13 protein-coding genes and 2 pseudogenes are annotated in these 15,524 nt (G+C 35.7%); 6 read left to right on the forward strand and 9 right to left on the reverse strand.

What is annotated here, in order from left to right; all coding sequences use genetic code 11:
* The first annotated feature begins 101 nt into the window (after positions 1–101).
* Complete coding sequence (locus tag D1B17_RS03025; protein ID WP_120143102.1) at positions 102–950, forward strand: alpha/beta hydrolase; 849 nt, start codon at positions 102–104, stop codon at positions 948–950.
* Positions 951–1,132: 182 nt separating this feature from the next.
* Here the strand turns inward: D1B17_RS03025 and D1B17_RS03030 are convergent, their stop codons facing one another.
* From D1B17_RS03030 to D1B17_RS03050, 5 genes and pseudogenes are all read right to left on the reverse strand, one after another.
* The gene (locus tag D1B17_RS03030) at positions 1,133–1,483 is read right to left on the reverse strand and encodes a DUF1516 family protein (protein WP_120143101.1); all 351 of its coding nucleotides are present in this window, start codon (positions 1,481–1,483) and stop codon (positions 1,133–1,135) included.
* 86 nt (positions 1,484–1,569) lie between these two features.
* Positions 1,570–1,836, reverse strand: a complete 267-nt coding sequence (locus tag D1B17_RS03035; RefSeq protein WP_137432094.1) for an SHOCT domain-containing protein — start codon at positions 1,834–1,836, stop codon at positions 1,570–1,572.
* 27 nt (positions 1,837–1,863) lie between these two features.
* The gene (locus D1B17_RS03040) at positions 1,864–2,853 is read right to left on the reverse strand and encodes a LacI family DNA-binding transcriptional regulator (RefSeq protein ID WP_120143099.1); all 990 of its coding nucleotides are present in this window, start codon (positions 2,851–2,853) and stop codon (positions 1,864–1,866) included.
* Positions 2,853–4,297 (reverse strand): annotated as a pseudogene (locus D1B17_RS03045) (UDP-glucose--hexose-1-phosphate uridylyltransferase). The gene D1B17_RS03040 and the pseudogene D1B17_RS03045 overlap by 1 nt, the downstream one beginning before the upstream one ends.
* On the reverse strand, positions 4,297–5,481 hold the full coding sequence (locus tag D1B17_RS03050; RefSeq protein ID WP_120143098.1) for a galactokinase: 1,185 nt from the start codon (positions 5,479–5,481) through the stop codon (positions 4,297–4,299). Before D1B17_RS03050 ends, D1B17_RS03045 begins: the two are co-directional and overlap by 1 nt.
* Before the next feature lie 748 nt (positions 5,482–6,229).
* Here D1B17_RS03050 and D1B17_RS03055 point away from each other — a divergent pair.
* From D1B17_RS03055 to D1B17_RS03065, 3 genes are all read left to right on the forward strand, one after another.
* Positions 6,230–7,096 (forward strand): DegV family protein, encoded by an 867-nt coding sequence (locus D1B17_RS03055; protein ID WP_120143096.1) that lies wholly within the window; start codon positions 6,230–6,232, stop codon positions 7,094–7,096.
* On the forward strand, positions 7,086–7,439 hold the full coding sequence (locus tag D1B17_RS03060; protein WP_120143095.1) for a VOC family protein: 354 nt from the start codon (positions 7,086–7,088) through the stop codon (positions 7,437–7,439). Before D1B17_RS03055 ends, D1B17_RS03060 begins: the two co-directional genes overlap by 11 nt.
* A gap of 167 nt (positions 7,440–7,606) precedes the next feature.
* Positions 7,607–8,317, forward strand: a complete 711-nt coding sequence (locus D1B17_RS03065; protein ID WP_120143094.1) for a GntR family transcriptional regulator — start codon at positions 7,607–7,609, stop codon at positions 8,315–8,317.
* A gap of 134 nt (positions 8,318–8,451) precedes the next feature.
* Here D1B17_RS03065 and D1B17_RS03070 read toward each other — a convergent pair whose 3' ends face one another.
* Together D1B17_RS03070 and D1B17_RS03075 are read right to left on the reverse strand one after the other, a co-directional pair.
* The gene (locus D1B17_RS03070) at positions 8,452–10,410 is read right to left on the reverse strand and encodes a sucrose-specific PTS transporter subunit IIBC (protein ID WP_120143093.1); all 1,959 of its coding nucleotides are present in this window, start codon (positions 10,408–10,410) and stop codon (positions 8,452–8,454) included.
* Positions 10,403–12,090, reverse strand: a pseudogene (locus D1B17_RS03075) (alpha-glucosidase). The gene D1B17_RS03070 and the pseudogene D1B17_RS03075 overlap by 8 nt, the downstream one beginning before the upstream one ends.
* A gap of 209 nt (positions 12,091–12,299) precedes the next feature.
* Between D1B17_RS03075 and D1B17_RS03080 the strand changes: the two are divergent.
* A complete protein-coding gene (locus D1B17_RS03080; RefSeq protein WP_120143092.1) occupies positions 12,300–13,736 on the forward strand; it encodes a sucrose-6-phosphate hydrolase in 1,437 nt (478 codons plus the stop codon).
* 8 nt (positions 13,737–13,744) lie between these two features.
* Positions 13,745–14,728 carry a LacI family DNA-binding transcriptional regulator gene (locus tag D1B17_RS03085; protein ID WP_420868408.1) on the forward strand — a complete coding sequence of 328 codons (984 nt, stop codon included), beginning with the start codon at positions 13,745–13,747 and terminating at the stop codon, positions 14,726–14,728.
* Between the two features lie 23 nt (positions 14,729–14,751).
* Here D1B17_RS03085 and D1B17_RS03090 read toward each other — a convergent pair whose 3' ends face one another.
* Positions 14,752–14,976, reverse strand: a complete 225-nt coding sequence (locus D1B17_RS03090) for a hypothetical protein (RefSeq protein ID WP_137432095.1) — start codon at positions 14,974–14,976, stop codon at positions 14,752–14,754.
* Between the two features lie 144 nt (positions 14,977–15,120).
* A complete protein-coding gene (locus D1B17_RS03095; protein ID WP_120143089.1) occupies positions 15,121–15,462 on the reverse strand; it encodes a hypothetical protein in 342 nt (113 codons plus the stop codon).
* Positions 15,463–15,524: the final 62 nt, after the last annotated feature.

The following is a 15,524-nucleotide window of genomic DNA, read 5'->3' on the forward strand; positions in this document are numbered from 1 at the left end:
GTTCTTTGGCTCGAATCGGTCCCCATAGCGACCAAAATCTCTTGCTCTTGGAGGCGGAATATTTAACTAGCACTGCACGTAATGATAGTGGGAGGAAGATAATGAAGAAGAGAAATGTGGTTCTTTCGATTGTTCTTGTCTTAATTTTATTGATTAGTTTTTTCGGTTTTAGCAGGCATACGCAGGCTGTTAAAAAGGAGCAGTATGTTCAAAGTTCTACACCTACATTATTTTTCCATGGTTATGGCAGTAGTTATGAAGCTGAAACGCAGATGACTGATGCGGCTAAGAGTGCTGGGGTTACTAAAAAAGTGATCCGTGTCAATGTTAGTCCAAATGGTTACGTTAAATTGATTGGCGCCATTCCTAAAAAAGCTAGGAATCCGATTGTAGAAGTTAATTTTGATAATAATAAAATGACTAATTATGTAACTGCTGGTAAATGGGTCAAAGATGTTATCAAAGAATTGCAGGAAGATTATCATTTCAAGCAGGTTAATTTTGTCGGTCACTCAATGGGAAATATGGCGATTAATTATTACATCATGAATTATGCTGGTAAAAAAGGACAACCCAAAGTTAATAAAGTGGTTGATATTGCCGGGCATTTTGATGGGATTTTAGGTATGGATGATAAAGCTAATCGTCTCAAATTGGCTAAAAATGGTAAGCCAGACAAAATGAACAAGTCTTATGAAAAATTAATGAAGTTACGGAAAGTTTATCCAACTAATACACAGGTTTTAAACATCTTTGGGGATGTCGGTGACGGTAGTCATTCAGATACTCGAGTTAGCAATGCATCATCGCAGTCTTTGAAGTATTTAGTATCTGGACGAGCCAAGTCGTATAAAGAGAAGAAGATTAAGGGAAAGATGGCGCAACATAGCAAGCTACATGAAAACAAACAAGTTGATAAGCTGTTAATTAATTTCTTGTGGAAAAAGTAGAAAGAGCAGTAATTCGATTGGTTTTTTTTCTCAACTTTGGTTATAGAAGCGAATATAAAAAGGGCTAGATATTTTTTTGTATACATTCAGAAAAAATATCTAGCCCTTTGATTATGTTAAATCTCAAACCATATAGTACTTTTTTATCGAATTAGTTAGGTTACATCAGATTGCTGGAACCTTTACTTTAATGGATACCAGCCAGCTAATGCAAAGCCCAGTAAGGCTGTAACGATACAAAAGATGATTACTGCCCAAATTAAGCTAGAATTGATAGTTTTTTGATCTTTGCGCGCAAAAGCAATTTCAACTAAACCGATGAATATTAGAGCGACAATAACTTTAACAATCAGTAAAGTTGGTTCAACTGACCATGCATGTAGTCCTAGTTTAATACCCGTTGCGATAATAACAATATAACCAACACGGGTAATCATTTCGTAAATTTTTGTATGTGAATTTGTAAATAATGCCAAAAGAATCATTACGGCCATAACTAGCCAGGTGATTAAGTGTGTCCATAACCAAACCATAAAAAATCCCCCCTCTGTATTTGTTCATCTTAACATTACAGGGGGGAGATTCAGAAATTTCTTGAAATTTAATTAGCCGTAGGGTGTTAACTATTCAAATTATCTTTTCTCTTTTGGTAATCATCATCGGAAACATTTCCTTTAGCATATTCTTGATTTAAAACTTCTAAAGCACTATTTTGCTTATGATTATTTTTTGTGAAATAAACAATGGCTAAAATGATGAGTAATAGGACAATGCCATAAAATAAAAAGCCACCGCCCATAAAGCCCATGCCGCCAAAGCCATTTTGACAACCTGCAAATCCCATCATGAAGTCCAACTCCTTTAAGTGATTAAATTGTATCTTCATTATATGTGGATTAAACAGGACCCGCAATTAAAGTGTACTTTGTCTGAAAATTAGTTTAGTTGCTAATTCCATACGTTTAGTAACGTGGCGGGGATTGGTTAAAACGTCTTGCATTAAGTCCACTGCAGCAGCCCCCATTTGTTCAGTGGCAACGTCAACGGAACTCAACTCTGGATTGACATAGCTCGCTAGGGACGTATTGTTAAAACTAAAAATTTTAACTCGTTCTGGAACAGCAATATTGGCTTCTTGGAGGGCCTTTAAGGCTCCTGATGCCATCGGGTCATTAGAAATAAAGAATGCGTGTGGCAGGTCATCTAAGCTTTGAATGGCCTGTTTCATTTGTTTATAACCAGCGCCTTTGGTGAAATCGCCCTTGAAACAAAGTTCGGGACGGAAGATTTTTTGATTTAACATTGTTTGTTTAAAACTATCAAATCGTGGGTCAGAAATAGTCCGTAAACCGTCAGTCGATGTTTCTTCACCATAAATTAAACCGATGTCAGTAATATTTTTATCCACAAAATAATCGACAACTTGTTTAATACCATATTTGAAGTCAGTAATAACCGTATCGAAGCCTTCGGGAAATTGGTCATCATCAATAAAAACTAGATTATGGGTGATGTTAGTCATTTGGTCAACTTGATTTTGGCTATATTTTCCTACCGCAATTATGCCGTCAATGTTCTGAGGAATTTCGGCTAAATCATTATGGAAAATACGACTAATTTCAAAGCCATAAGTTGAAGCTTGTTGTTCAATCCCTTCACGGACGGTCATATAGTACAAATCATCTTGTTCTTTGGACTCAGAATACCATTGAACTAAGGCGATTCGCTTTTGAAAGTGGGTGTTGCGATGGCTAGCTTTTTGATAATTCATCTCGGTCGCAATTTTTAAAATGTTAGTTCTCGTTTGATCAGTAACTGATAAAGTTAAATCGTTATTGAGAACTCGTGAGACGGTTGCTGGTGAAACTTGAGCTTTTTTAGCAATATCGCGTAAGGTTGCCATTAATCGAGGCTTCCGATAAATTTATCAAAAGCTGCTTGACCTTGGTCGTTCCACTTGAAGACACCAGCATCTTCAAGAACCCGTTTAAAGACCAAACCAGCTTCTTTATCCACAATTTCAGAAACATTATCGTCAGTGAAATTATATTTAGTTTGTAATTCATCAGCCCAAGCTTTATGATACTCAGCCATCTTGTTAGGTTGCTTGAGCAAGTAACGTTCGACTTCCTTTAATTCTGTTTTCAAACGAGCGGGAAGAATGGCTCGACCCATAACTTCGATCAGGCCAATATTTTCTTTCTTGATATGTTGGACATCTTGATGGGGGTGAAAATACCATCGGGATATTTAGCGGAAGTTTGATTGTCACGCAAAACGATATCGAGAATATAGTCATTATCCTGACGATAAGCAATTGGGGTTACGGTATGATGGCGAGTTTCGTTAGTATAAGCTCTGACATCAACGGTCTCATCTGAATAATTCATCCAATTTTCGTGAATCAAGGTAGCTGCTTTGACTAGTTCTTCAGGATTTTGACTAGTTAAACGAATAGTTGACAGCGGCCATTTGACGATACCTGCTTTAACACCGTCAATCGGCATTTCAATCTCACGTTCAATCGGAGCCTTCATCATTGGAAAGACGTGACGACCACCTTGATAGTGATCATGACTCAGCATTGAACCACCAACAATTGGTAGATCAGCGTTACTGCCGACAAAATATTGAGGGAATAGGCGAATGATTTCCAAAAGGTTGTTAAAAGTATGTTGATTAATAATCATCGGTTGATGAATTTGGTTTAGGAAAATAGCATGTTCATTAAAATAAGCATATGGAGAATATTGGAAGCCCCAAGTTTGCCCACCGAGTGTAAAACGAATGATACGGTGATTGCTGCGAGCAGGATAGCCAAGACGTCCTAAATAGCCTTCATTTTCCATGCAAAGTTGACACTTAGGATAACCAGTTTGAACTTGTCTACCGGCGGCCGCGATGGCTTTAGGATCTTTTTCAGGTTTAGAAAGGTTGATGGTAATTTCCAAATTGCCATAATTTGTCTTTACATCATAAGAAATATTCTTGGCAATTGCCTTGGTTTTAATGTAATCGTTCTTTTGGCTTAATTGATAAAAATAATTTGTGGCTGTTTCGGGACTGACCTGATAAAGGTTCCAAAACTTTTGATTAACTTTGGAAGGTAGTGGTGTTATGAAATCCATCAATTGGTCATTGAGAATTTCTTTGGCTGTTTGGCTACCATCAATTTTTTGATTCTTAATCGCAGTTTCAATCAAGGCCGTTTTGAGATCATCATTTTCTTGATGATTATCGTCACCAACCAATGCACAAATACGATTGTATAAGTAGATGCGGTCGAGTTCTTGATAGTCGTTATCAGCCGTAATAATTTGATCGACAAATTTATCGACACAGGACATTATTTTTCCTCCTCAGAGATTTTGATTTCACTTGGTCCGTCAGCAATTTCAGCAATGTAGAAATCAGGTGCATAACCAATTTTATTTTGATAAATTTTACCAACATTTGCTTGGAAATCGTCGATTTGTTTTTTATCGACAAAGGCAATAGCACAGCCACCAAAACCGGCACCGACCATTCTGGCACCTAGAACACCGGGTTGTTGCCAAGCAGCTTCAACGAGAGTATCAAGTTCGACACCAGTAACTTCATAATCATAGTGTAATGAAATATGGGAAGCGTTGACGAGTTTGCCAAATTCAACCAAATTGTTATCTTTCAAATAATTAATAGCTTTTAGTGTCCGTTGGTTTTCAAAAACAGCATGGCGAGCACGACGAATTAAAACATCATCATTGATTAGGTAGGAGTTGCGGTCAAATTCATCAATGGATAAATCACCAAGTGAATGAATGTTTAACTTAGTTTGTAGAAGAGCTAATGCTTGTTCACATTGACTCCGACGTTCGTTATATTTGGAATCAGCCAATGTTCGATGCTTATTAGTATTCATGATGACGATTACGTGGTTTCCTAGTTCAACCGGAGCGTAGTGGTATTCCATGGTATTAGTATCAAGTAAGATAGCCTGATCTTTTTTACCCATTCCGACGGCAAATTCGTCCATGATGCCTGAATTAACACCAATATAGTTGTTTTCGTTTTGTTGTCCCATCTTAACGAGGTCCAGTTCATCGATTCCCAGCTCAAAAACATCATTCAAGATGTTGCCCATCAGCAATTCAATTGAAGCTGAGGACGACAAACCAGCTCCATCAGGTAAATTACCATTAACGTATAAATTGAAACCGTGGTCTAGTTTGTAACCAGCTTTAGTGATTAAGTAAATCATCCCTGTTAAATAATTAGCCCAATCACGTGACTTGTCATACTCCAAGTTGTCTAAGGAAGCTGTAACAATACCTGAATCAGGCAAGTTAGCTGAATACATTTTAATTAGCGTATCAGATCTATTTCCGAAAGCGGCGTAAGTGCCCAGACTGATAGCACAAGGAAAAACATTTCCACCATTATAATCAGTGTGCTCACCAATTAGGTTGATTCTGCCAGGTGAGAAAAATAGTTTTTCGGCCGTTTCGTTAAAAGTATTTTCATAACCTTGTAAAATTTTCTTAGTGTCCATAGCTATTCTCCATTTTTACTAAATATTTACTTAACAAAAATGATAGCGCTTTCTGGTGATTAAAACAAGAGGGGGTATTGAAGGATGCCGCCTCCGAGAGTGAGAAATTTAGGTCGCTATGGGGACCGACGAAAGCCAAGGTCTTTCGTCTCGATTTTGAGCCTTGCACAAACCGCAAGTCTCAAAACTCGTCCCGTGGTGTAAGAGCTAAAGCTCTAACGCCACCTTCACAGCGACCTAAATTTCTCACTCTCGGAGGCTAGGGTATTTTTGGTGTATATTTTATAAAGGATATTTTGGATGTTTCTGAATTAAGGTTCCTTCCAAAGTCTGGTTATAGAATCGAATATAAAAAGGATTAGATATTTTTTCTTGATATAAATCCAAGTAAGAATATCTAGCTTTTTTGATTATGTTCAATTTCAAATAATGCAGTACCAGTACGTTTATCTAAATAGTTAAGTAGTATTAAAAATGACGAATGTATTAGTCTCTGGGGACAAGAAATATTGGCAGCAGTGAAGGTTGTGTTAGGGCTTTAGCCCTTACACAACGGGACGAGTTTTGAAATTCGCGTTTTTTGCGAAGTTCAAAATCGAGCTTGGAGACCTTGGCTCCAAGCGGTCCCCACAGCGCCAATATTTCTTGTCCCCAGAGACGGCAATTAACGCCTATTGATTTAATAATTTAAATAAAATGTTATCATTATATGCATGGATAACCGCAACGGAAAAAAGAGGAGAACGCAATGAAGACAGCAGTGGTTACTGATACAGCATCGTACTTAACACCGGAACAAATCAAGAAATATAACATTACTGTTTTACCAATTACTGTTATTTTGGGAAATAAACAGTATAAGGAAACAGAAGAGTTAACGGACGAAAAGTTTTACAATTATTTGGCTAATGAACCAGAGTTGCCAACAACGGCTCAAGTTTCAATGGGACAAATTCAAGAAGCATATGACCGTTTGGTGGATGAGGGATATGATACGATTATTTCGATTCACTTGTCACTAGGTATCACGTCATTTATGGATAATTTGCGCATGTTTGTTAAGCAATATGACAAGGCTAAGGTTTATCCATTTGATTCCATGGCCGCTAGTGCTGCTGAAGCTGATTTGGTTATGCTGGCAGGTTCTTTAGCACAAAAAAACGTTGATCCTGAAGCGATTGTTAAGCAACTAGAGGAATTACGTGATTCTACTGATATTTATTTTGCTGTGAACGACTTGAAACACTTGAGTAGAACGGGTCGATTAAGTAATCATTCTGCTATTATTGGTAGTTTGCTCGATGTTAAACCGTTGTTAACGTTTAAAGATGGTAAAATTTTTGCTATTGGTAAAGAAAGAACCATGCGTCGTGCTTATCGAATGATTCAGCAACAAATTCAAAAATACGCAGACACCCATCCGGATTGGAAGTTACATATTACGGTGGTTGATTCTAATAATCGAGAGTTAGAAGACAAGTGGATAACTGCTTTTCAAAATAATTTTCCACAGGCTCGGGTGTCAAAGAGTCATTTAGGACCAGCCATCAGTGTTCATACTGGTGAAAAAACAATGGGTGTTGTTTGGGATAAGGATATGCTAAATGAAGACTAGAATAATGATTTATGTCGATGACGTTGATATGAGTGTTGAATTTTGGACGGAAGAATTTGGTGCTAACGTTGTTGCTCGTCAAACCTTAAATGGTGGCTATCAAAATGTGATTGTAGGTATTTCCAGTGAGGTGGAGTTGTCAATTTTCCCTCGTGATTATATTCGGATTTACTCACCAGAAGTATCTGAAAATGTTCCATCGTTGATGTTTTTCTCAAATGACTTTGATAGATTACATGATGAATTGATTAGTGCAGGGGAGATTACCGAAGTTAATGGTGTATTGACTTTTAATTTTCAAGATCCTGAAGGTAACTATTTTGTGGTTGCTAAGGCAGAATAGTTTTCAGAACTTTACAGCTATAAGAAACGTATCTAATGCAGATATCGTTCTTATAGCTTTTTTTATGGGGAAATAATTTTGTTGACAAATTGTAGTGGCACAATTGTTGCATGCTTTTTTGACAATCCATAAAATAGGTTCATAGGTACTGGAAAGGAAATTTTTCTATGAAAATTAACCTTCAACAACAATTAGTTAATCGTCTTACTGATTACTTAGAAACTTTACCAACCAACGCGAAGTTACCTTCTGAACGTCAATTAGCTGACAAATATGAAGTGTCTCGCAATACTGTGAGAGCGGCTTTGTTGAGCTTAGAGGCAATTGGCTTGGTTCGTCGAATGCATGGGAAAGGGACGTTTGTTAATCGAACTAATTTAAATAGTGATCTTAGTAGTAGCTATAAATTTGGTGAACAAATGAAATTATTGGGCAAAGTGCCGACTACCAAGATTGTTAGTTTTGAGAAAAGGGAAGTTAATGCTTATTTTGCCGACAATATGAACTTGGCTTTTGGGGAATTTGTTATCAAAGTAGAACGATTACGTTTGGCTGATGGTGAGCCAATGTTGTTTGAACGAACTTATTTGCCATTAAAATTTTTTCCGACATTAACAATGGAAATGTTAGAAAATAAATCTTTGTATGATATTTTTGAGCAAGACTTTCAAGAAGATGTCAGTTATGCTGATGAATACTTCTCTTCAGGGGTTATTAGTGACTGTGATAGTAAGGTGATGGGATTACCTGAGGGGATGCCATGTTTATTGTTAAAACGCAAAACTTATGATTTAAAACAGCGTATGATTGAATTTACTTTGAGCACTGCTAGAAGCGATGAATTTGCTTATCATGTTAGACATAATATTGAAGACTAAATTAGGAATTAAGCGAAACAAGATATAGATTTTTTCGCTTAAAACAAAATGACGCCAGCAATCCAAAATCGGATTACTGGCATCATTTGCTTTAATGCTGAAAGTTGAACATGTTTTGTTCCGCTCTTTACTAATTAATTTTGAAGAGCAGGTTCAACTGCATCAGTTTGTTTTTGCTTTTTTTGTAAAGCAATAATATTAGAATTATTGGTTACTTGTTCGTCAGGTTGGGACTCAACACGGAGATAATCTTTGCTATTAGTAATAATAACCATAACAGTATCATCAAGCTTGTTTTCATGAATTGTTTTTGGATCGAAACTTCCTAGTAGAGTTCCTTTTTTGACAGTTTGGTTCAACTTAACGTTGGTAGTAAAACCTTTACCTTTAAGTGAGACGGTATCAATTCCAATATGAACTAAGATTTCTATACCACTATCGGTTGTTAAGCCATATGCATGGCCAGTATCGGCTACAACAGTCAATTTACCAGTTTGTGGAGCATATATGTTAACTTTATCGGAAGATTCATCTGGAGTAATGGCAATACCTTCGCCCATCATGCCAGATGCAAAAACAGGGTCGGTTACTTTATCAAGAGCAATTGTCTTACCAGAAATGGGAGCATAAACAGTGTTGTCTTGAACGTCACTTTTAACATTTGTGTCAGGGTCTTCTACGAGAATATCTTTAGGAATAGCGAACATGTTTGTTGCAACAAAGGCAACGACAACAGTTAGTAATGAAACTATTGTATAAATTATTAAATCACGCGCATTGTAGATGTACATTAGATAAGAAGGTACAACAGCAAGTCCATAAGAGTTGGCAGCCACTTTGAAAATGCTTAAAATTGCGGCTCCAAAGCCACTAGTTAGGACCGTAACTATTAGTGGTTTAAAATTGTATCTAATTAAAATACCAAACAGGGTAGGTTCTGAAACACCGAATAATTGTGATGAAAGGGCACCAACGAATGTGGCCTTAGATTTCTTTGATTTTGTTCTCATAATCATTGCTAAAGCAACGCCTAAATTGGCAAATCCATACATTGCTTCTAGAACAATTAGGGGATTTAAATGTGTAGCAGCCAATAATGATGTTTCGATGGCAATCATCATTTGATGAATACCGATTAAAACCATTAATGGATATGCAGCACCGATTAGAAAACCACCGATACCAAATGGTAAATTAATAACACCTTCTACACCAGAAACCATTAAGTTTTCAACCCAATGTACGATAGGACCGACACCTAGAATCATGATTCCGAATGTTAAAAGCATGGTTAGAAATGGTGTAATAATTTGATCTAAGACATTGGGGACATGTTTGTGGAAGTAGATTTCCATTTTTGCTCCAATAAATCCAGCGACTAGTGCAGTTAAAACAGAGCCTTGACTACCTACAACTGGGATATGTCCGAAAAGCATAATTGCTTTTGCGGTTCCACCAGCTACAGAGTAAGCATTAGGTAGGTTAGGTGACACTAGCATTAAGCCAATAACGATACCAATGATTGGAGTTCCTTTAAAGTATCTGAAAGTCGACCAAACAATTAAAGCTGGTAGAAATGAAAAGACGGTTCCTGTTAAAACGGAGATAATCGTATTTACATTAGTAGGGATGTCTGATGGAACAGCACCAAACAATTTTAGAACTTGAGCATTAGTAAAGGCACTTTGTAGTCCTAAGAAGAGACCAGTTGCAGCGATTACTGGAATAATGGGAATAAAGATTCCCGATAGCATCGCCATGAATCTTTGTAGCTTGGTTTTATTTTCATTATCGTCGTTAGTATCGGCACCGTTTGTATCATCTTTACCATAAATGGCATTTACAGTTCCTAGTTTATCAATGGCATCGTAGACATCGTTTACAACACCGGTTCCAATAATTACTTGATATTGACCTGATCCGAAAAAGACACCCTTAACGAGATCTAGATTTTCGATAGCTTTATCATCGATTGTTTTCCTATTTTTAACAACGAATCGTAATCTAGTTTGGCAATGGGTAACAGATTGAATGTTATCTACGCCGACTAAATCGACAATTTGTTGAGCTAATTTGCTATAGTCTTTAGTCATTATTTTTCACCTCAATAAGTATTGCTTGATACGGTTGTAGTTCATTAGTAATATTGCTTGAATAATTATTTAGCATAACTTTGCCAGTAGGTAGGTTAATTGCTACCTTTTTTGATGACAAATTAATACAAATTTGAGCGTCGTTACCACGTTGATATGAAATGACACTGGAATCAGTTGTTTTAATTTCTGAAAATTCTCCTGCGGTTAAATCCTTTGTTAATGAAGACCCTTTTCGAACTTGAATCATTTTGCGATAAAAGTTGAGAATTGAATCAGGGTCTTTGTCTTCGTCATCCCAATTAATTAATGGGTCATGTTTTCCTAATGCTAACCATGGTTTGTGTCCGTCGTTAAAGCCGTCATTTAAATTGGAGGTCCATGGATAAGGAATTCTGGCATTATCACGTGAACGATCGTTAACAAATTCTAAAGCTTCTGACTTGGTAAATCCTTCTTCAATGGCACGGTAATAATTATCTTTACTAGAGATATCGTTAAATTCATCAATAGAAGTACGTTTGATGTTTCGGACTCCTAATTCTTGTCCCTGATAAATAAAAGGACAGCCACGAAGACAGAAGAATAATAAGGCTAACGCTTTAGCACCAATTTTATTTTGATATTTAGAATCTTTAATATATTTGTCGATACTTCTTGGCTGGTCATGGTTTTCTAAGAAGTTGGCACCCCAACCATATCTTTGAATTGCCAATTGGCTTTTTACAATTGAATCATTTAGTTCTTTAGTAGTCCAAGCCGTTTGACGATACCATTCTGAGCCAGATTGAATATCGATATCCGCGTAGTGGAAGTCAAAAATCATTGAGAAATAACCTTTTTGCCAATAAAAGAGTCTAATTGGTCATAATCAACACCACTAGCTTCACCAACCGTCACTGCATTAGCTGGTTTAAAGGTATGGGCATTTAATTCATTAAGAAATTTTTCAATACCAGGACGATTTTCTGCTTTTCGTTTAACTTTTCCTAATCCGTCAGTACCATCAGGGGTGATAGAAGCAAAGTCTTGATCTTTTTTTATAAATGTAATGGCATCGATTCTAAAACCGGCGATGCCTTTTTTTAACCACCAATTAATCATGTCGTATAAAGCAAAACGTAATTTAGGATTTTCCCAATTTAGGTCAGGTTGTTGTTTTGAAAAGACGTGGTGATAGTAAAGATTAGTTTTTCCAGGAACGAGTGACCATGAAGAGCCTTTCCCAAAATTTGACCGCCAATTATTTGGAGGTAAATTTCCATGTCCTTTTTTGAAGATATAAAAATTGCGGTAGGGACTAGATGGATTTTTAATAGCATCTTGAAACCATTTGTGTTGGTCCGAAGTGTGATTAACGACTAAATCCATAATAATTTTGATATTTAATTCTTTTGCTTTTTTTATTAATTCATCTAAATCAGTCATTGTTCCAAATTGTGGATTGATCGATTGATAGTCTGAAATATCATAACCATTGTCGACCATTGGAGATTTATAAACTGGTGATAACCAAATTGTTGTTATTCCGAGTTTATAAATTTTAGGGAGTTCTTGAATTATTCCCTGAAGATCGCCGATGCCATCATTGTTAGAATCTTTGAATGAAGCTGGGTAAATTTGATAGAAGATTTCATTTTTCCACCAGGTTGTATTTACAGTCATAGTTGAATTCTCCATTTGCTTTAAAATTAAATGTAAGCGTTTGACACTTTTTATAATACAGCGATTTTATAAATTGTCAAACGTTTATCAAAAATAAAAGTTGACGAATACTGAAAAACGAAATGTACCGAAATAATAATATTTGAATTAATGTCATACGATTGACATTTTGTGATAAAACCGTTTACAATGTGATTAATTAATAAAAGAGTGAGTACAGAGTAATGATTACAAAATGGACGAGAAATTTAAGGTATTTACCATATAAGAACTGGTCTGATAATCAGATTACAGCGATTAAACAAAAAATATCTCAATCACATTGGCGATTGGGATATCATATTCAACCCACGACAGGATTGTTGAATGATCCCAATGGATTTTCTTATTTTAATAATCAATGGCATTTATTTTATCAATCATTTCCCTATGGTCCAGTGCATGGATTGAAAAATTGGACACATTTGACTTCTGATGATTTAGTTCATTGGCAAGATCATGGTCCTTTAGTAATTCCTGGTGATAAACAAGATAGTCATGGGGCTTATTCAGGTTCCGCTATACCTGTCGGAGATGATTTATTTCTAATGTATACCGGCAACGTTCGTGATAGCAAATGGGTTCGACATCCTAAGCAAGATGGTGCTTGGATGGATGCTAATAATCAATTAAAAAAGATAGCCACACCGTTAATTGGAAAACCTAAAGATGGTTTTACAGAACATTTTCGAGATCCTCAGGTAATTTATCATGGTAAGCAATATTACTGCTTAATAGGTGCAAGGAAGGCTGACAATACAGGTCATATTTTAGTTTATCAAGCTGATAAAGTGACCGGTCCATGGAAGTACAAAACAGAATTAAAATTTACAAATCAAACAATGGGCTATATGATAGAATGTCCTAACTTAGTGTTTATTGGATCAAGACCAGTGCTAATTTTTTGTCCACAGGGAATTGACCAGTCAGTTTTATCGCACCGAAATATTTATCCTAACGCTTACGTGATAGGTCAAAGTTTTGATTGGAATAATTTTGAAATTATTCAACCATCAAGTATAGAAAATCTTGATGATGGATTTGATGCATATGCGACTCAAGCATTTAAAGCGCCTGATGGCAGGGTGTTGTCGGTTAGTTGGATTGGGTTGCCAGATACAACATATCCAACGGATTCCGAAGGTTGGGCCAATTGTTATAGCTTAGTGAAGGAATTGAAAATTGAAAATAATAAATTGTATCAATATCCTGTTGTTGAGAACGATTGCTTAGGTAAAAATAAAATATCTACTCAAGGTATATCTGCTCAAACAAAGTTGTCTTGGAAGGTTTCGACGGACACGGTTGGAATTGTCTGTATTAAAACTGAATTGGGTGAGAAATTACAAATCGTTATGGATTCAACAAATGGTAAAATACTAGTAGATCGAACCAATTCTGGAGTTTCGGTGTCTAAAGATTTTGGAACAATTAGAAGTTCTGACGTAGTTTCTCATAAAGATATAACTGCAGATCTATGGTTTGATAATACCGTTTTTGAATTGTATATAAATCATGGGGAAAGAGTTTTAACTGGACGAATTTTTCCCAATGGTCGGCAATTTTATGTGGATTCAAAAAATGTTAATGTATGCAAAATGAGATTAGATAAGATTTATTAATGAGGTAGATTATGGCGACGTTGGACGATATAGCAAAAATGGCTGGAGTTTCAGCAACTACAGTATCAAGGGTGATTAATAATTATGGTTCGCTGTCAGAAAAAACTAAAGCTAAAGTTTTTGCAGCAATGCGGGAATTAAATTATCAGCCTAATAGTCTGGCACGGTCGCTAAAGGGTAAAAAGACACAACTGATTGGTGTTATTTTACCTGGTGTTGGCAATCCTTTTTTTGGACAAATGGTGCAGGAGATTGAAGATCAATTATTTAAAAAGGGATATAGAATTATTCTTTGCAACGCTGGGGATGATTCTGAAAAGGAACGAGATTATTTAAGAATGTTAATGGCGAATCGAGTAGATGGTATAATTTCCGGTTCACATAACTTAGGGATTGAAGAATATCAAAAAGTTGGATTACCGATTATTTCCTTTGATCGTTATTTATCCAATAACATTCCAATTGTTAGTTCAGATAACTTTCAAGGTGGAAGATTAGCAGCCCAAACTTTAATGATGTCAGGTAGTAAAATGATGGAAATAATTACAGGTGCTAATCGTCCTAATAGTCCAACAAGTAATCGTCTAAAGGGATTTAAAGAGATTTTAGGTAAAAACGATGTTGAATTTAATACTTCAGAAATCGACTTCAGTTCTTCACCAATTATTAAGAGTTTAAAAATTAAAGAAATACTTAGTAATAAAAAAGTTGATGGCATCTTTTGTACTGACGATTTAACAGCTTTGTTAGTAATGCAACAAGCCAAAGATTTAGGCATTAGCATACCAGAAGACCTAAAATTAATTGGTTATGACGGGACAAACTTCATTCAAAATTATCATCCTGAATTGACCACGATCATGCAGCCAATTGCTGATATCGTAACAATGATGATTGATTTATTGTTGAAACGAATTGATGATCCTGATTGCAAATTGGAAAGTAACTATACGTTACCAGTTAAGTTAATTACTGGAGCAACGACAATATAAAAAAGCTTCCTAGAAATTAATTTCTAAGAAGCTTTTTTTGTTGATGAATATATTATCACAGCAAGCAATATCCCCAATATTGCTGTAATTCCCAATGATAATTTGTTATATCCCAAAATCATTGCAATAATGCCCCAAAAAGTAAAAAATACTGTCGCAAGTACAAAAAGTGCCAAGATGATGCCCCCAATGATGGCTGTACCTGAAACTATGGGGTGTTTACATTTATCCCGAGTATCTGTAAACATGTCCCGAAATTCCATAAGTAATCTCCGTTCGTTAAATTGAATCTCTAAATAGTATAGCGGAATTAGGGGTAAAATAACATTGGTCTGGACCAAAAAAACTAACGAATATTTTATAGAATTAGTCGATATTATTGCATGATTTTACTAATCACCCATCATGAATAGTATTGTTAGAATAGAAGCTTTGCTAAGAGGTTTTCTAGATTTTTTTGGTGCAAAACCAGCCACTATAATATTAATAAAGGCTACTAACAGTATAACAATGGGAATTAATATTAATAATGCTGCACTGGCAACGGCCCATTCGGTATCACCGAGAATTTTATAAAATAATAAAATGAGTGCTAAGAAAATTAAGAATACTATGGCAAAGATGCCAAATATTACTTCTAAAACTTTTTTTAAGGTTAACAAAACTTTTCCTAAGCGTAGCCATAAAAAATTCAGATTTAGTCCAAGTTTTTTCAGGTTGTCTTTAAATTCCATAAATATCTCCATTCATTGTATTAGAAGATTAGTATAGCTAATTATTGGATTTAAAGATATTG

The sequence above is a fragment of the Companilactobacillus zhachilii genome (assembly GCF_003606365.2).
GTDB lineage: Bacteria > Bacillota > Bacilli > Lactobacillales > Lactobacillaceae > Companilactobacillus > Companilactobacillus zhachilii.